Source organism: Streptomyces sp. NBC_00568 (assembly GCF_026341855.1).
Taxonomy (GTDB): domain Bacteria; phylum Actinomycetota; class Actinomycetes; order Streptomycetales; family Streptomycetaceae; genus Streptomyces.
In genome coordinates this window covers 2,761,249-2,778,162 of the sequence record NZ_JAPENW010000001.1, presented here as the reverse complement: position 1 = coordinate 2,778,162, position 16,914 = coordinate 2,761,249, and the positions used below count along the sequence as shown (strand labels likewise).

Annotated in this window: 19 protein-coding genes and 2 pseudogenes; 19 read left to right on the top strand and 2 right to left on the bottom strand. The window is 67.3% G+C overall.

Annotated elements, in window-relative coordinates; genetic code table 11:
• Window positions 1–164: 164 nt before the first annotated feature.
• Window positions 165–950: a hypothetical protein gene (locus tag OOK38_RS12010; RefSeq protein WP_266761019.1), complete on the top strand. Its 786-nt coding sequence runs from the start codon at window positions 165–167 to the stop codon at window positions 948–950.
• On the top strand, window positions 889–1,584 hold the full coding sequence (locus OOK38_RS12005) for a ribonuclease D (protein ID WP_323178798.1): 696 nt from the start codon (window positions 889–891) through the stop codon (window positions 1,582–1,584). The genes OOK38_RS12010 and OOK38_RS12005 overlap by 62 nt, the downstream gene beginning before the upstream one ends.
• Before the next feature lie 65 nt (window positions 1,585–1,649).
• On the opposite strand, the gene OOK38_RS12000 is transcribed toward OOK38_RS12005, so the two are convergent.
• Together OOK38_RS12000 and OOK38_RS11995 are read right to left on the bottom strand one after the other, a co-directional pair.
• Window positions 1,650–2,897 carry an XRE family transcriptional regulator gene (locus tag OOK38_RS12000; RefSeq protein WP_266761023.1) on the bottom strand — a complete coding sequence of 416 codons (1,248 nt, stop codon included), beginning with the start codon at window positions 2,895–2,897 and terminating at the stop codon, window positions 1,650–1,652.
• Window positions 2,898–3,055: 158 nt separating this feature from the next.
• A complete protein-coding gene (locus tag OOK38_RS11995; RefSeq protein WP_266761024.1) occupies window positions 3,056–3,436 on the bottom strand; it encodes a GntR family transcriptional regulator in 381 nt (126 codons plus the stop codon).
• A gap of 283 nt (window positions 3,437–3,719) precedes the next feature.
• Here OOK38_RS11995 and OOK38_RS11990 point away from each other — a divergent pair.
• The 17 genes and pseudogenes from OOK38_RS11990 to OOK38_RS11910 all read left to right on the top strand — a co-directional run bounded on the left by OOK38_RS11990 (window position 3,720) and on the right by OOK38_RS11910 (window position 16,829).
• Window positions 3,720–4,537: pseudogene (locus tag OOK38_RS11990) on the top strand (IS5 family transposase).
• A 215-nt stretch (window positions 4,538–4,752) separates the two neighbouring features.
• Entirely contained in the window at window positions 4,753–5,043 is a 291-nt protein-coding gene (locus OOK38_RS11985; protein ID WP_266761026.1) for a hypothetical protein, read from the top strand.
• Entirely contained in the window at window positions 5,040–5,693 is a 654-nt protein-coding gene (locus OOK38_RS11980; RefSeq protein ID WP_266761028.1) for a GGDEF domain-containing protein, read from the top strand. Before OOK38_RS11985 ends, OOK38_RS11980 begins: the two co-directional genes overlap by 4 nt.
• Window positions 5,690–6,670 carry a DUF2637 domain-containing protein gene (locus OOK38_RS11975; RefSeq protein ID WP_266761030.1) on the top strand — a complete coding sequence of 327 codons (981 nt, stop codon included), beginning with the start codon at window positions 5,690–5,692 and terminating at the stop codon, window positions 6,668–6,670. Before OOK38_RS11980 ends, OOK38_RS11975 begins: the two co-directional genes overlap by 4 nt.
• Window positions 6,670–7,054 (top strand): annotated as a pseudogene (locus tag OOK38_RS11970) (RRQRL motif-containing zinc-binding protein). Before OOK38_RS11975 ends, OOK38_RS11970 begins: the two are co-directional and overlap by 1 nt.
• Window positions 7,055–7,082: 28 nt before the next feature.
• Window positions 7,083–7,298, top strand: a complete 216-nt coding sequence (locus OOK38_RS11965; protein ID WP_266761032.1) for a hypothetical protein — start codon at window positions 7,083–7,085, stop codon at window positions 7,296–7,298.
• Window positions 7,299–7,394: 96 nt separating this feature from the next.
• Window positions 7,395–9,599, top strand: a complete 2,205-nt coding sequence (locus OOK38_RS11960) for a cell division protein FtsK (protein ID WP_266761034.1) — start codon at window positions 7,395–7,397, stop codon at window positions 9,597–9,599.
• A 141-nt stretch (window positions 9,600–9,740) separates the two neighbouring features.
• The gene (locus OOK38_RS11955) at window positions 9,741–10,034 is read left to right on the top strand and encodes a hypothetical protein (protein ID WP_266761036.1); all 294 of its coding nucleotides are present in this window, start codon (window positions 9,741–9,743) and stop codon (window positions 10,032–10,034) included.
• 2 nt (window positions 10,035–10,036) lie between these two features.
• Window positions 10,037–10,225 carry a hypothetical protein gene (locus tag OOK38_RS11950; protein ID WP_266761038.1) on the top strand — a complete coding sequence of 63 codons (189 nt, stop codon included), beginning with the start codon at window positions 10,037–10,039 and terminating at the stop codon, window positions 10,223–10,225.
• Window positions 10,226–10,234: 9 nt separating this feature from the next.
• Window positions 10,235–10,840, top strand: a complete 606-nt coding sequence (locus OOK38_RS11945; RefSeq protein ID WP_266761040.1) for a hypothetical protein — start codon at window positions 10,235–10,237, stop codon at window positions 10,838–10,840.
• Between the two features lie 145 nt (window positions 10,841–10,985).
• Window positions 10,986–11,645: an SAM-dependent methyltransferase gene (locus OOK38_RS11940; protein ID WP_266765782.1), complete on the top strand. Its 660-nt coding sequence runs from the start codon at window positions 10,986–10,988 to the stop codon at window positions 11,643–11,645.
• Window positions 11,642–12,292 carry a DNA cytosine methyltransferase gene (locus OOK38_RS11935; protein WP_266761042.1) on the top strand — a complete coding sequence of 217 codons (651 nt, stop codon included), beginning with the start codon at window positions 11,642–11,644 and terminating at the stop codon, window positions 12,290–12,292. The genes OOK38_RS11940 and OOK38_RS11935 overlap by 4 nt, the downstream gene beginning before the upstream one ends.
• On the top strand, window positions 12,289–13,179 hold the full coding sequence (locus tag OOK38_RS11930) for a bifunctional DNA primase/polymerase (protein WP_266761044.1): 891 nt from the start codon (window positions 12,289–12,291) through the stop codon (window positions 13,177–13,179). The genes OOK38_RS11935 and OOK38_RS11930 overlap by 4 nt, the downstream gene beginning before the upstream one ends.
• The gene (locus OOK38_RS11925) at window positions 13,176–13,529 is read left to right on the top strand and encodes a hypothetical protein (RefSeq protein ID WP_266761046.1); all 354 of its coding nucleotides are present in this window, start codon (window positions 13,176–13,178) and stop codon (window positions 13,527–13,529) included. The genes OOK38_RS11930 and OOK38_RS11925 overlap by 4 nt, the downstream gene beginning before the upstream one ends.
• Window positions 13,526–14,692 (top strand): DUF3631 domain-containing protein, encoded by a 1,167-nt coding sequence (locus tag OOK38_RS11920; protein WP_266761048.1) that lies wholly within the window; start codon window positions 13,526–13,528, stop codon window positions 14,690–14,692. Before OOK38_RS11925 ends, OOK38_RS11920 begins: the two co-directional genes overlap by 4 nt.
• 231 nt (window positions 14,693–14,923) lie before the next feature.
• The gene (locus tag OOK38_RS11915) at window positions 14,924–15,244 is read left to right on the top strand and encodes a helix-turn-helix domain-containing protein (RefSeq protein ID WP_266761050.1); all 321 of its coding nucleotides are present in this window, start codon (window positions 14,924–14,926) and stop codon (window positions 15,242–15,244) included.
• Window positions 15,245–15,314: 70 nt separating this feature from the next.
• Window positions 15,315–16,829, top strand: coding sequence for a LacI family DNA-binding transcriptional regulator (locus tag OOK38_RS11910; RefSeq protein WP_266761052.1), 1,515 nt, complete (start codon window positions 15,315–15,317; stop codon window positions 16,827–16,829).
• The last annotated feature ends 85 nt before the right edge of the window (window positions 16,830–16,914 follow it).

The following is a 16,914-nucleotide window of genomic DNA, read 5'->3' as shown; positions in this document are numbered from 1 at the left end:
GCATGCCAGTCTGCACACCTGCGCTGCGAGGCTGAGTGATCGCCAAAACCGAGGAGCGCCTTGAGCACGCGCGGATACAGTCTGCTCCACACCACGGGGGCGGCGACCCGGCCTCGTTGTCAGTGGCGGCAGATAGCGTCTGTTCAGATGAGAGAGGGCGACGGATGGCGACTCCCAACGTGTACCGCTTGGTTGCAAACCTGAAGTACTGGCTTGTAGCTGGCGTGACCACGGCAGTTGGCGTGGGACTCCTGTACGTGTCAGGCGTTGCCTGGTTCAAGGAATACGAGTCGCTGGGAACCCTCGCCAACCAGCTGGGGGGCCTCTTGATCGCTTCGGTTGCTCTAGCGACAATCTGGGACTTGGTAGGTCGTCGGTCGTTCTTCCTCGAGATGCTAGAAGTGCTCAAGCTGAAGCATGACATCCATCTGTCTGGCCTTGAGTCCGTCAGTACCGACTACAGCAAGGTCGTTGACTGGGATGCCTGCTTGGGCTCGGCCAAGAAGGTCGACGTCTTTGCTGCGTGGGCGACCACGTGGCGAAACACGAATCAAGTGAAGCTTCAGAACCTGGTGTCACAGAGTGACGCAAAGCTCAGGGTATGCCTCCCTGACCCCAACGATCCCGCGTGTGTCAGATTGCTCGCCACTCGTTTCAAAAGCATGTCCGCAGCTGACGTTCGAACCAAGCTTAACGAGGCGATCGACGGGTATAAACAGCTTGATGGGAACAGTCGTAGCGGCCGAGTGGAGATCTACACGACTCCTGTTTTCAGGGCTTTCACCGCTTATCGCATAGATAATCGTTTTGTGGTCACCCTCTACCATCACAAAGACAGTCGTAGTGGTTCCGTCCCGGCATTTACTTGCCATCAGGGCGGATCTCTTTATGAATTCTTCGAGGATGATTTGGAGGGCGTGCTCAGTGCAAGCGTCAAAGTCTACCCATGATTTTCCCGCTGCGGGACCTGTCCGTGTGCTGGCTCACGACCTAACCCTTGATGCCTACCACCGGTTGACAGGGGGCGGACGTGTGGCATGGGACATCGAGACGAATGGGCTAGATCCGAAAGAGGCGATGATTGGCACATGCCAGATTCATTCGCCGGAGGTCGGGACCTTCATCGTCACGGGAGTTGCAGGTCGGGTTCCGCCGCTGCTTACGCGACTCCTCGCGAATCCGCGTGTGGTGAAAGTCTTCCATCACGCTCCATTTGACCTGTCCTTTATGGCGCACGCATGGAGTGTCGAGCCGTGCAATGTTGCGTGCACCAAGATCGCCGCCAAGATACTCGCGCCTGGAGAAGAGGCAGAAAAGTACTCGTTGAAGTACTTGATGGCGTGTCATTTCGGACTCGTGTTGGACAAGAAGGTTCGATTTACGGACTGGATGTCCGAGTCGTTGAGTGAGGAGCAACTGCAATACGCGACGGGAGACGTCATTCGCCTGTTGGAGCTCTATGACCTCCTGAAGGGGAAGTTGGAAGAGCGAGGTCTTGACGGGCTGTACGGAGAATGTGCGGAGTTCTTGTCCGCGCATGTCCGCTTGCGCCTTCATGGTTGCGCTGATCCGTTCAGCTACTAGGTCAGTAGCTGGCGCAATTTTCCAGAAGGAAGGCAGTGGGTGGGGTGGCCGTGCTACGAGTGCGCCTATTGAGGCAGGAACCCAGGCTTCTGTTGGCCGAGTGCGTGGAGTCGCGCGAGGTACTCCTGTGCGGCCGGTTCTGAGCTGTACCGGAGCTTCATCTCGGCGGCGAGTTCGCGGCTGGTCATGATGAGCGACGGCACCGACTGCCGGTCGCCTTCGAGCGCGCGGGCCCCCATCGTGAGCGCCTCTTCCAAGTCGCCTTCACGTGCCGCCGTTACCCCCAGCGTGACGCGGGCTTCCGCGTTGCGCATCGGCGAGCGCTCGCGTCCATCGAAGTCCGTGCCGGCCCTGAGTACTTCCTCGGCGAGCGTGTGCGCGAGCTTGTCCTCACCAACCAGGCGATAGCAGTCCATTGAGTAGAAGTCGAACTTGGCGGGGTCTACCACGAAGTGGTTGTCCAGGTTTTCGGGGTGCGGCATCCCTTCGAGTAGGCGCCGCCCCTTGTCGAGGGCCACCTCGACCTGTCGGCGGTCTCCGAGTCGCGCCCATGCCTTGGCTTCCTGGCCCGCGAGTTGCACGGCCACGCTGTGGTGCGGTGCCGCCTCGCCTCCGGCCTGCGCTGCCGAGATCACGCCGCGGTAGTCGCCGGTAGTGAGCGCGAACCATGCGCGCATCTCGTGCGCCCACCCGGCAATCTCTGGATGGTCGGCTTCGGTCGCGAGCGAGAGGGCCGCCCGCCGCGTCGACTCGGCAGCGTGACGGTCTCCCATGTCGTACTCGACGCAGCCGACCAGGAGGGCGAGCCAGCCGGACAGCGCGAGTACCTCGCGGTGCTGCGCAAGTGTGAGGCTCTTTGTGTGGAGTTCGACGACACGGCGCAGCCACTGGCGCCCCTCGATGATGAGCTGCCCGCTCGGCATGTACGGGTATTCCGAGCACAGTCGGTCGGTCGTGATCCGCAGGGCATCGAGCGTGGCGCCATCGACATCCGACCGGTTGAGACGGCTCACGATCTCCAGCGTTTCCATGCCGCTCGCCGCCAAGATCTCTCGGTCTCCGTCTCGCCGTGTCGGCGCAGGGAAGAGCGCGTGTGTCACGGTGCCGAAGGTGGCCGCGATGATCGGTTGATAGAAGTCGTTCGGCGCCTGGCCGGACTCCCAACGCTTCCACTGGCGAATCATGCTTTCTTCCGCGGGCAGCTCCGTGGGAGCGTGCGCTCGCAGGGCCCTGACTGCGTCCCGTTGTGACCAGTCGCGCGCCATTCGCTCACCCGCGATACGCCGCGCCCATGCGGGCCTGTCGTCGGTCATGCGCCCTCCTCCGAGTGCCTGCTCTGAGTCTCGCGCGTGAGCCGGGGGGACAGGGAAGGTGACAGGCGGGTGTCACCGGACATGTCCCCTCCCCTCCTCTGCCGTCCCCTGGCTGTCACTTACCTCTCAACTCCCGTTCCGCGCATGCTGGTTGCAGATCACGCACCACCCGGCGCGGAGCGGCTTTCGAGCGCTTCGAGCCTGTCGCGAAGTTCCGAGACTTGGGAGGTGAGATGTTCGAGCTGGCGCAGGACTTCGGGGAGGGCGACTGCGTTGGCTTCGCCGGCTTCGGGGGTTTGCTGCGGATCACGGGCGTAGCTGCCACGCGACGTGGTCAAGATGAGCCCATCCTCACGGAGGATCGCAAGAGCTCGCTGCACCGTCATTCCCGAGATTTTGAACCGTGTGGCCAAGTCTCGTACGGAGCCCACATGAGCCCCCGGCTTGATGTCGCCACGCAAGATCTCCTGCCGCAGGACGTCGGCAGCCTGCTCGGACTCCGGTCTGGGGTCATCTTTAGAGATTTCAGCGCTCGTCACGCCATCGAGCGTACCCACCCCTAGTACGACCTAGCACGAATTCCATGCGGACTCTTGCGCCATGGCTTGTGCTAGTACATGCTGTCACGAACTAGCGCGGCGAGCCCGAAAGGGCTTCGCCGGCTGTGCCTGCAAGTGCTTGATCTGCAAGACCGCACGACCAGGAGCCCCGCATCGGACGGGGGAGGCGACCCGGCGCCTTGGCATTCACCGGAGGGCTTAGAGGCCCTAACAGAAGCTGTTGATCATGTGACCTTCGGCTTGGACGGTCGTTGGTCTGATCGTGGGAACACGTCAGTCGAGGCCGTGGATCGTGTCGGATGAACTGTGGTCACTCATCGAGCCGTTGCTGCCCGAGCCGGCACCGAAACTGGTGGAGGGCAGACCACGGGTGCCGGACCGGCAGGCCCTGTGCGGGATCCTGTTCGTGCTGCACACCGGCATCCAATGGGAGTACCTGCCACAGGAGTTGGGCTTCGGCTCGGGCATGACCTGCTGGCGGCGCCTGGCCGCCTGGAACGAAGCCGGCGTGTGGGATCAACTGCACCTGGTGCTGCTGAGGAAGCTGCGGGCCGCGCAGAAGCTGGACTGGTCGCGGGCGGTGATCGACTCCTCCCACGTGCGGGCGGCCCGACGGGGCCCAAAAGCGGACCCAGCCCCGTCGACCGCGCGCGGCCGGGCAGCAAGCACCACGTCGTCACCGACGCCCAGGGCATCCCGCTCGCGGTGTCGCTGACCGGCGGGAACCGCAACGACGTCACCCAGCTCCTGCCCCTGATCGACAAGATTCCGGCCGTCGCGGGAGTCGTCGGCCGACCCAGACGCAGACCCGACGCCCTCCTCGCCGACCGCGCCTACGACCACGACAAGTACCGGCGCCTGCTATGGCAGCGCGGCATCCGACCGGTCATCGCCGAACGCGGCGTCGAGCACGGCTCCGGCCTGGGAACTTTCCGTTGGGTCGTCGAGCGCACCATCGCCTGGCTCCACGGCTTCCGCCGCTTACGCATCCGCTGGGAACGACGCGACGACATCCACGAAGCCTTCCTCGGCCTCGCCACCTGCCTCATCACCCACAGACACGTCCAACGCCTTTGTTAGGACCTCTTAGACCGAAAGGTCACGTCTCCATACGCCTACTTCGAGGCCGGACAGCTCTACCTGACACGGGAGCGCGGTCGCGATGAAGGAGACACGAACCGCCCGGAACCGACCTGTGCCGCGCTCGCGGCCTGGGTTCTTCCGGAGTAGTCGCCGTCTCACCAACACGCCTGCGGCTGCTTCGGCTTCCTGTCCCTCCACTTCAGGAGCCTTCCATGCGTACGTACATCGGCCGCCAACAGGCCATTTCCCCTGAAGACTTCGCGGAACTCGCGCTCGGCACCCCGATTGAGCTGTGGCTCGGAGTCGAGGGGGAGAGCGACGAAGAGCGCGCCGCCCGTTTGGATGCGGCGCGCGACATCCTCGCCGACAACCCGAACCTTCCCGACGACCTGATCCGCATCGCGGCACAGGTCATCGAGGAGAACCCCGACCTGTTCGACGTCATCCCGCTGTCCCGTCCGGCCCTGCGCCGACGCACGGCGCGTAAGGGGGTGGCGGCATGAACGAGCTGCTGTTCGCTGCCGCGGCCAGCGTGCCGATGGCGGCCGGTTGGTCGCTGCACGCGTCGCGGCTGGCTCGCCGTATCGAGAGCGCGCGTCGTGACCCGCTGACCGGTCTGTGGACGCGGGATGCGTTTACCAAGCGCGCGGAACGCCATCTGCGCTTCCGGCCGGTCGCGGTCTACTTGGTTGACCTCAACCGGTTCAAGGAGATCAACGACACGCACGGGCACGCCATCGGGGACGCGGTTATCCGCGCGACCGGCGAACGGCTCGCGGCGTGGGCGGTCGACCACGGCGCGGTGGTGGGACGCCTCGGCGGGGATGAGTTCGCCGCGATGGCGCCCGTCTCAAGCCACGACCACCTCACCGACACGCTCCACCGGCTCTCCGAGGTGCTGGAGACGCCGGTGGAGACGGCTGGCCTGGTGCTGGACGTTAGTGCCTCGATCGGTGCGGTCGGCGCCGATCCGCGCACCGAGCAGGTGGTGTTATCGGACCTGTTGCGGCTCGCGGATGAGCAGATGTACCGGGCCAGGCGCTGTGAGGCCCCGTGGTCGAACGCGCTGAGCCTCGAGAAGCGGTGCCCGAACGTCCACGGGCGCCGCGCTGGCCGTTCTGGTACGCACGGCGGAACGAGGGTCGCAGCATGACCACCCTCACCCCCACCTCTGAGGCGCCCTCCGTTGGGGTGCCGCCGTTGACGCGTCCGGAGCTGGGACTCGCCGGAATCGGTGCGCTCGCCGCTGCCGCGCTCGCCGCTGCCGCGGTCGGCGCGCTCGGTCTGATCTCTTCCTTCGACGCAGTGTCCGTTGCCGCGCTGCACTGGGGATTCCACTCCCCGTGGATGCTGCCCGTCGGGATCGACGTGTCCATCCCGGTGTTCACCGTCGCCAACCTGCTCCTGATCCGGATGGACATGGCGCTGGCCTGGGTGCGGTTCGTGCCGTGGGTGCTCACGCTCATTACGTGCGGGCTGAACATCGCGGCCGGACACTCCCTGTCCGCGAAGATCGCGCACGGCACGATGCCGCTGCTGTGGGTGGTGTTCTCCGAGATCGGCGCGCACATCTACGCCGTCCGCATCGGCGCCGCCACCGGCCGCCGCATGGAGAAGATCCGCTTCTCGCGCTGGCTGCTCGCCTTCTCCTCCACGTTCGCACTCTGGCGCCGTATGACGCTGTGGGAGGTCACCTCCTACAGCACGGCCCTGGTGCTGGAGAAGGAACGGCAGTTGGCCCGCGCGGACCTGCGCGAGCAGCACGGATGGCGCTGGCGCTCGAAAACCCCACGTCGTGAGCGCGTGATGCTGCGCATGGGCGACCTCGCCCCCGCCACCGAGCAGGGCATCCCCGCATCGTCTCCGGCGAGCAATCCACCGGCAGTCCCGCCCGTGCCCAAGGCGCGGACGGCACGCCGCACCTCCGCCAGGGTCGCAGGGAAGCCGCAACGCTCTTTCGAGGGCCTGCTCATCGAGGCTCGCGCGGCCACCGCACCATGGAGCGAAGCCGGTCTGAACGCGGAGGCCATCCGCGCGGAAGTGCGCTGCTCCGCGGCGAATGCCCGCAGGCTCCGGGACGCGCTGAAAGCCGAGCGTGCCCAAGCCCCGGCGCTGCACGCCGTTCCGTGATGGCCGGGTCGTTCGGCAAGTGCTACGACCCCACCGGCGCCCAGTACGGCATCCCTACCTACCCGTGGCGTTACGCCCCCGACCGGGCTCGCCACACGTCGCCAACTGCGCGCCCGCGGGCTCCGTCCGGGCGGTCAGCCGATCGCGGCGCAGCTCATGCGCCCGCGCTACCGGCGCGGCCCGCTGGTCGCCTACCTCTACCGCGTCGACCGTGCCAAGCCCGTCCGACCGATGACGGCTGGCAAGCGGGCCGCACTCGCCAAGGCCATGCGTGCGCGTCGCACCTGCCCCGCCTGTGCCACGGACGCCGGATACGTCATCCCGACCTCGCTCGGTATGTGCGTGCCCTGCGCCTACCCGGCCGCCGCACCGTGTGCCGCATGAATATCCCACCGATCGCGAGGAGTTCGTCATGCCTGACCCGTCCTCGGCACCCGCGCACACCGTCGCGTTCCGCTGGTCCGCGCTGGTCCTGGTCGGCGGTCTGTGGCGCCCGGTGTCCGGGATCGTCACCGGCCCGGACGGCTACGAGAAGGCGGACGCCTACTTCGAGGCCACTGACCAGCTCACCATGCAGGGCTTGCGCGGCGCGGTGGCCCAGTTCCGGGCCACCCGCATCCGGCTCTGACCCCCTGCTCACCGCTTGCTCGCGGGGTCCGTCCGCCCACCTTCCACAGCGTCGACCGGACCCCGCTCACCCCTCCGTATCTGGAAGGAACCTTCAGTGAACCAGCCCGACGACAACGAACTGTTCAACCGGCTCGAAGCCGAGATGACCGCCGGCCCCGACGCGGACGTCGTCGACCTCGACAAGGCCCGATCCGCCCGCGACGGGTCGGCCGCCCCGACGGCCGCCCCGCTGCCCGACTCCCGCCCCACCGAGTCGGCCGACCCGTACGACGAGGAGTCGGGCGACTTGCTCGCCCGTCCGGTCGACCGTCCCGACCTTCCCGCGCCGGGGATCACGACGTACAAGCGTCGGCCGATCCTGCCGACGTGGCTCACCTCGAAGCCTGGCTTCGTGGCGACCGCCGAGCGGGCGGCCGGAAACGCGTTCTACGCCACGGCGTTCCACGGCATCCGCACCCCCTGGTACGCCCTTCAGCTCACGCTCCACGCGCCGCGCGGTGCGGCCCGGTTCGTGCGGGACAGCAACCGGTGGGTGTGGGACGCGGAGGGTGCGCCGCTGCGCGAGTACGAGGTACGCAGGGAGAACACCGCCGAGTACCTGAAGCTGTCCCGGCAGCGCGACGGACGCGTGCGACTGCGGGTGCTGGTCAGCACGGTGGCGCTGGTCTTCGGCGCCGCGTTCGCGCTGACCCTGTACGTGCTGGCCCCCGGGTGGTTAGGCGTGCTCGCCTCGGCCGCGGTGCTGGTCGCCGGATTCTGGGGTGCCCCGCAGGATCACCCGGTCATCGGCCCTGCCGTGCTGAAAACCGAGATCCAGAAACTGACCGGTCCGATCGTGCTGCGGGCGCTGGACAACATCGGGAACGCGAAGCTGTCGGCCGCCATTAAGAAGGGCGGTGACATGAACGGGATGCGGTTCACTTCCGAGATCACCCGGGATGGCCCTGGCTACCGCGCCGATGTGGACCTGCCGTGGGGTGTGACCCCGGAGGACATCATGGAGGCGCGCAAGCCGCTCGCGTCGGGGCTGCGGCGCAAGGTCGGCTGTGTGTGGCCGTCGGCCGACCCGACCGAGCACGAGGGCCGGCTGATCCTGTGGGTGGGCGACAAGCCGATGAACGAGACGACCAAGCCCGCGTGGCCGCTGCTGAAGTCGGGCAGCGTGGATCTGTTCAGGCCGGTCGTGTTCGGCAACGACCAGCGCATGGGCGACGTTGCCGTGACCCTGATGTTCGCCTCGGTCGTGGTCGGGTCCATCCCGCGGATGGGAAAGACGTTCCTGATGCGACTGTTCCTGCTCATCGCCGCACTGGACCCGCGAGCGGAGCTGTACGCGTTCGACTTCAAGGGCACCGGCGATTTCGGCGCCCTGGAGCCGGTCTGCCACCGCTACCGGGCCGGAGACGAGGACGAAGACATCCTCTACGTCCTCGAATCGCTGCGCGAGCTGCGGGCGGAGCTGCGCCGCAGGGCGAAGGTCATCAAGTCCCTGCCGCGCTCCCGCTGCCCCGAATCCAAGGTCACCCCGGAACTGGCGAACGACAAGTCGCTCGGGCTGCATCCGATCGTGGCCGGGTTCGACGAGTGCCAGGTGCCGTTCGAGCACGAGAAGTACGGGGCGGAGATCGAGGAGATCGCGACCGACCTGGGCAAGCGCGGTCCGGCGCTGGGCATGGTGACCCTATTCGGCACCCAGCGCCCGGACGCGAAGTCGCTGCCCACCGGCATCTCCGCCAACGCCGTGCTGCGGTTCTGCCTGAAGGTGATGGGCCAGCCTGCCAACGACATGGTGCTCGGTACCTCGATGTACAAGGCGGGATACCGGGCGACGATGTTCTCCCGCACCGACCGCGGCATCTGCTGGATGGCCGGCGAGGGCGACGACCCCCGCATCGTCGCATCCGCGTTCGTCGATGCCCTCGGTGCCGAACAGGTCGTCGTGCGCGCTCGGAAGATGCGCGAGGCCTACGGCAACATCACCGGCCACGCCATCGGCGAGAGCCCCGAGAGCGGCGAGCCCGCGTTCGACCTGCTCGCCGACATCCTCAACGTCGTTCCGGCCGACGAGGACAAGGTGTGGAACGAGAAGGTCGCCGCCCGCCTCGCCGCCCTGCGCCCGGAGATCTACGGCGGGTGGAAGGCCGAGACGGTCACGACGAACCTGCGCCCCCACGGCATCACCGCGCAGGACGTCTGGGGCACCACCGACAAGGGCAAGGGCACCACCCGCCGCGGCATCGCCCGCGCCGACATCACCACCGCCATCACCCAGCGTGACGGAAAACGATCCGGAGACTGACGCGCACCGCTGCTAGGTCTAGCACCCACCGTTGCTAGACCTAGCAGACCCGCTAGCACCCCAAACCGGCCCTGATCAGCAACCTCGCACCTAGCACCCGACCTGCGAGAACACCCGGAAACCCGCCTGGAAGGGCACCCCATGACCCTCCTCCTCCTTGCTGGAGCCTGCCTACTCGCCGTCACTCTCGGTTACTGGAGCCTGTGTGCGGCGAGCCCGTACGGCGACTGCTGCAAGTGCCGCGGCTTCGGCTTCGCCATGAAGACCGACCGCAAGGGCCGCCTCAAGCGCGGCAAGCCCTGCCGCCGCTGCAAGGGCCACGGCAAACGCATACGCGCCGGGCGCCACCTCTACAACCTCTGGCTGCGCGTGGCCCGTGAAGGCACCGACACTCCCGCCCCCGCCGCCGCGCGGCGGCCCGCCCGGAAGGGATAACGATGGCCGTGACCGTCTCCCTGGGCGCCCTGTTCGGCCTGGTCCTGTTCTTCCTGCTCCGCTCAAAGACCCTCGGCTACGGCTCCGCGTTCATCGCCGTGATGTTCGGCTTCTACCTCTCCTCCACCGGCGCCTCCGGCCCCGTGACCGAGCTGACCGCCGCCGTCGTCGACGCCCTCGGCAACATCTAGGAGACCGACGTGAACGAACAGATCGTGGCCCACCACTGGCTCGCCATCATCGCCCCCAAAGCCGCGCCCGCCGTGGCCACGTCCACCGTGCTGATCCTGGCCCGGATCTGGAACGCCAACGGCGCCGAACACAGCATCGGCAACGCCGTCCTGATGACCGCGCTCTCCCTCGCCGCCGGCGCGGCCGGCGTCTGCGCGAGCATCGGCCGCGCCGGAGACCCTGTCATCGCCGGAGCCGCATTCGCCGCCACCGGAGGACTCGCCCTCGCGGGCGTCGCCGGATACGCCGACGGACTCTCCCTGCCTCTACTGCTGTGGGTCCTCGCCACCACGGCCGCGTACGGACTCGCCGCCCGCTACTGGCGCACCGACCGCCGCGAACTCATCGCTCACCAGCGGCAGATGGGGGAGCAGCGCGAGGAACACGCCCACATCGAACGGGTGGAAGCACTCAAGGCCGGAGCCCAGATCGAAGTAGCCCGCACCGGCGCCGCCTACGCGGAACAGCTCGCCACCGCCCTGCTCACCCGCGCCGCGCTCCCGGGGTTCGATCCCCAGGCCCTGCACACCGCAGGTCTGCCCGAGCTGCCCGCGATCCACCGTGACGCGGCCTAACTACACCCGAGGCGGGCGCCGTCTCACCACAAGCCTGCGCCCGCCCCGGTTCTCCGTGTCCCTCTCAGAACTGGAGACCTTCAGCATGGCCCAACGACTGCCGTTCGGCGAGGGCCATCCGGTCCGTGCCATTCCAAATAGGCGAATGCGCTCGCGCCTGTTGGACGCGTTTTGCTGCCAAGGCGGTGCCGGCATGGGCTACCACCTTGCCGGATTCGACGTGACCGGCGTGGACAAGGACCCGCAGCCGCGCTACCCCTTCACCTTCATCCAAGCCGAAGCGGTGGAGTTCATCCGCGAGCACGGTGCGGAGTTCGACTTCATACACGCCTCGCCGCCGTGCCAGCACGACAGCGAGTGCCAGCGCATCCAGGGCAACACACACCCCGACCTGATCGCCCCGACACGCGCCGCCCTGGAGGTGACCGGGCGGCCGTGGGTGATGGAGAACGTCCGGGGCGCGGTCCGGAAGCTGCACGCCCCGGTGATGCTGTGCGCGACGATGTTCGGGCTGGCCAACTACCGGCACCGGTTCTTCGAGACCGGCGGCGGCTTCACCCTGGTCCAGCCTGCGCATGCCGTGCACACGGTGCCGCAGGCGAAGATGGGCCGCCCCGTCCCGCCCGGCCACTACGGCCAGTTCGTCGGCAACTTCTCCGGAGTCCCCCTCGCCCGCCAGGTGCTCCGGGTGCCGTGGATGAACCGGGACGGCATCCGCGAGTGCATCCCGCCCGCCTACACCGAACACATCGGCCAAGCCGCCCTAACCTTCCTCGACACCATCCGTCTGGGGGTGGCGGCATGAACGCCCGCATGCTGCCTCTGCGCCGCCCGAACGGCCTGCGCCTGCTCGACCTGTGCTCGGGAGCGGGCGGCCTGTCCATGGGCTACTACCTCGCCGGGTTCGACGTCGTCGGCGTCGACATCGCACCCATGCCGAACTACCCGTTCCCGTTCATCCAGGCCGACGGCCTGGACTACTGCGCAGACCACGGCCACGAGTACGACCTGGTCCACGGCTCCTGGCCGTGCGAGCGGTACGCCACCGTCACCAAATGGCGCGGCAAACCGGAGAACCATCCGGACCTGATCGGCCCCGGCCGCCAAGTCATGCAGGCCACCGGCCGGCCGTGGGTCATCGAGAACGTCCCCGAGACCGCGGCCGCGGGCCTGCTCCGCCCCGACTACCTGCTGTGCGGAACCGCGTTCGGCCTCAGCATCCGCCGTCACCGCGTCTTCGAGACCTCCTGGCGCGGGGGCGGGGACCTGGTCGCGCCGTGCTGGCACCGCAAGAGCCTGCTCGCCTTCGAGCACAAGGGCGAACGCGCCTACGCCGACGCCATGGGCTGCACCTGGATGACCAGCCTCGAAGCCCGCAAAGCCGTACCCCCCGCCTACGCGCAATGGATCGCGGAACAGTTCCTCACAGCGGAAAGGAGGGTCGCCGCGTGAACCGTCATCTTCTTTATGCTGCGCTGGACGCCGCCGAACGGGGATGGGCGGTGCTCCCGCTACGTCCTGGTGCCAAGCGCCCAGCCCTGCACGGTGGGGTCGTCTGCCCCGGCATCGGCGACTGTGCGGGTGGCCACCGCAAGTGGGAAGAGCGCGCCACCATCGACCCGGACCGCATCCGCCGTGCCTGGGGCGACCTGCCGTTCAACGTGGGCATTGCGACCGGCCCATCCGGGCTGGTCGTCGTCGACCTCGACATGCCCAAGGGCAGGAGTAGTGCGGACACGCCTTCCGGCGTGACGACCTTTCGAGCGCTCTGCGAGCGCGCCGGACAGGCCGTCCCCACCACCCGCACAATCCGGACCGCGAGCGGTGGAGTCCACCTGTACTTCACCGCCCCGCCCGGCACCCGGCTCGGCAACACAGCTGGACGACTCGGCAAGCGTATCGACACCCGAGCCTGGGGTGGCTACGTCGTCGCCCCCGGCAGCCTCACCCCCACGGGCGCGTACGCGATCGTCGACGACACCCCGCCCATCGTGCTGCCGGATTGGCTATACGCCCGCCTGACGGTCCGACAGGCATCGCGGGCACCGATGGCTGCGCCGTCGTCCGCGCTGGCATCCAGCTACGCCATAGCGGGACTGAACGCGGAAACCGCGTCCGTGCGGCAGGCCCTGGAGGGCGAGCGCAACGCCACGTTGCTGCGGGCCGCGCGAGCCCTGGGGCGATTCATCGCGTGGAGCGACCTCCCCAGGGAGCAGGTTGAGGAGGCTCTTCAGCGGGCGGGGGAGCAGGTAGGTCTCTCGCCGCGGTCCTGCGAGGCGACCATTCGCAGCGGTCTTAACTGGTCGATCACCCGCAACCAGCGGGGGAGGGCCGCATGAGCACCCCGCCCCGCCCCTCACTGAAGAGCCTCTGTGTCACTCCGACCGGCCTGCGCGCCGCCGCGCAGACCGCACCCGGTCCGACCGAGGGCGAGCCGAAGGGCGGCGCCGAAGGCGCCATTTCAGCTCTTCGTCCTGCCGCGCAGCAGGGAGACGGCCGGTACTTGGTCGCCTGGCTCCACATCCGCGCACCGAAAGGCGCGATCCCCACGGCCACGTCGCGCTGTCTGTGCGGCAGGGACCGCAGCGCCGTGGGACATCGCAAGGTACTGGCCCTGATCAGCGACCACTCCGCCCACCGCGACAACTGCCCGCTCCGTACTACCCAGGAAGGGAAGGCCGCGGCATGACCCCCAAACCGCCGGCACACCCCACGGACGGCTCCGCCCTCCTCGATGAAGTGGAAGCCTTCCACCGCCGCTTCAACGTCTTTCCCCTCGAAGCGGCCTACGTCGCCGTGACGTTGTGGAACGCGCACGCACACCTGCTCGACTGCTTCGACGCCACCCCGAGGATCGCCTTCCTCTCGCCGGAGCCCGGCTCGGGGAAGTCCCGCGCACTGGAGATCATCGAAACCCTGGTGCCCAAGCCGCTCGTTGCGGCCAACGCATCCGCGTCGGTGCTCTTCCGCGCGGTGTCGACCCTGGAAACGCGACCCACGATCCTCTTCGATGAAGTGGACACCGTGTTCGGGCCCAAGGCCGGAGACAACGAGCCCCTGCGCGGGTTCCTGAATGCCGGACACCGTCGCGGAGTTGGTATGTGGCGTTGCGTCGGTGACGGAGCCAATCAGCAAGTGCAGGAATTCCCCTCGTACTGCGCCGTAGCCATGGCGGGGCTCGGCTCGCTGCCGGACACGATCCTGACCCGCTCGGTCATTGTGCGCATGCGCCGCCGCGCGAGGAACGAATACGTGGAGCCCTACCGGCAGCGCATCCACGAGAAGGAAGGCAACGCCCTGCGCGACCGGCTCGCCGACTGGGCACAGTCTGTGCGTCACCTGGTCGATGGAGTGTTCCCCATGCTGCCCCCGGAGGTCACCGACCGGCCCGCGGACGTGTGGGAACCGCTGATCACGGTTGCCGACGCAGCCGGTGGAGAGTGGCCGGAGCGGGCCCGCGCGGCGTGCGTGGAACTGGTCAATGCCGCCAAAGTCGGGGACAAGGGCAGTATCGGAATCCGACTCCTGACGGACCTGCGGGACTACGTGTTCAACGGCATCGACCGCCTGCCCACTGTCGCCGTCCTGGACCGGCTCCACAGCCTCGAAGAGGCGCCGTGGGCGGACATGAGCGGCAAGCCCCTCGACGCCCGCGGGCTCGCGCGAATGCTGCGCGAGTACATGACCGCGGACAACACCCCGGTAGCGGCCCGGAACATCAAGACGGGCGGCAGCGTGATGAAGGGCTACTACGCCGCGGACCTTCACGACGCGTGGGAGCGCTACTGCCCCCCACCCTCTGAGAGTCCGCTACTTCCGCTACCTCCGCTACCGAGCAGGTCAGAGGCCTAGAAAAGGTAGCGGCAAGCCCGGATTTATCCGCTACCTGCACCACCTCATCCGCTACCGGCCCACGGACCGCCCCGTCGGCCGGTAGCCGCTCTATCCGCTACAGCCACGTCTATCCGCTACCTCGATCATGCCCCTGAGCAGGGCGGTAGCGGAGGTAGCGGAAGTAGCGGACCTGACAGGAAGGGGCCCAGCTCGCTCTTCCTGCCTGTCTCAACTTCAAGAAGAGGGGCCATGAACGCGGGTCAGAAGAACAACGGACTTCCCCCGACCTACTCTCCTGCCGAGATCGCCGAAGCGCTCGACTGTTCAGAGTGGTGGGTGAAGGAACAGGTGCGGCGACGCCGTATCCCGTTCATCCGGAGCGGAAGCGGATACCGCTTCACGAAGAGCCACGTGGAGGAGATCTTCCACATCTTTGAGGAGCGTCCCGACCAGGCGAACGCACCTGACGGCAGGGCGATTTCGACGAGACGCCGCGAGGGCGCCCCAATGGACATGCCGACGGTGCGACTCCGGGCACGGCGCCCGCGGCGCGCCCGAAACGCCGCCTGACAAACGAGACCAAACGGTGGGTGGAAGTCCGAGCCGGGCTTCCACCCACCGCTTTGCAGTGAGAGGGAGCATGGGATTCGCGGAAGATCGCGGCACGTACTGGCGTGGCCGCTACAAGATCTCAACAGGCAAGTACGGCACCGTTGTCGGCAAAGACGGGGAGACCATTCGCTTCCGCACGAAGCGCGAGGCCAAGCAGGCTGCCGACGCCGAAGAGACGAAGGTGCGTTCAGGCGGGTGGAAAGACCGCACGGCGGGACAGATCACGTTCGGCGAATACGCCTCACGCTGGTACGCGGGGCAAGACCTAGCCGCATCCACGATGCAGAACTACAGGCGCCACCTCGAAGAGCACCTACTCCCCGAGTTCGAGGACAAGCCGCTCGCGTCCATCCAGCGGGCAGACATTGACGCCTGGGACAAGAAGGAACGGGCGTTGTACGCCGCTTCGAGCGTGAAGACATGGCGCGGCACGCTCCACCTGGTCCTAGAAGATGCGATCGACGAGGATCTCATCAGTTCCAACCCCGCAGCCAAGCGCCGTGGACGGGGCAAGCGCGCAGGCCGTTCGCGCAACCGTGGACCGGAGAAGGTAGTCACAGATCCGCTCGGCGTGCTTCTCATAGCCGAGCGTGCCTCTCTCCTCTCCGGGCGGGATGACGAGTTCGTGGCCGTTGTCACTAAGGGCTACACCGGCATGCGCTGGGGCGAAATCGTGGGACTGGAAACCGAGTTCGTCCGTCCCGCCGCTGCACGCGTGGAATGGCAGCTCTACGAACTCGACTCGGGAGAGTTCGAGCGCTGCCCGCCCAAGGACGACAGCTATCGCACCATCGACGCGCCTGGCTGGCTCACCCGCCTGTGGTCTGGGCATGTTGCTGGAACGCGCCCGACCCCCTGCGTCTGCCACGGAAAGACGTACGTGTTCCGTGGCCAGGGAGTCTCGCGTACGGGGGAGACCGGCGCGAAGCTAGTGGACGTGGCAAGGCGCGCGGGCGTCTCCACGGGAACCGTGTCCAACGTCCTCAACCGGCCTGATGCTGTAGCCGAGGCGACCCGGGCCCGCGTGCGGGAAGCCATCGAAGCTCTCGGCTTCAGCCGTGGCGGGGGCGCCGTCGACCAGGCTGCGCACTGGCGACGGAACGGGTTTGCTACTTGGCTCTTCACGCCCGCTGCCTCTGGCTGGTACCCGAAGAAGGCGCCGCAAGAAGCACGCCCTGTACCCCTGCTCGCTGAACCCTGGCCCGGTGTGCCGGCGCGCGGGAGAGGCGCCCATGCGAGAGCGGATACGTGCTGGATGCCGATTGCGAAGGGGCTGACCCCGCACGGGCTCCGCCATACGGCGAAGACGCGCATGGAAGGGTTCCGCACGCCGCCCAAGCTGATGGATGAGCGCATGGGGCACATCGACGGATCGGTACAGGCGCGCTACTCGCACATCACTCGGCAGATGCGCGAGGACCTGATGGCGCAGCTCACCGCAGAGTGGGAGGCGGCGCTCGATCTGCGGCTGGCGATGTGCTCCACGTCCCCGGTGACTGTACTCAGCGACCTCTTGCAGGAGCGTCTGAGAGCACGTTCGTAGGGCGCGTCCGGGAGAGAAATTCCAAGATCTTCTCCCAGATTTCTCCCAAGAGACCCCAGAAACCACTCAGGGACCTGACCCGCGA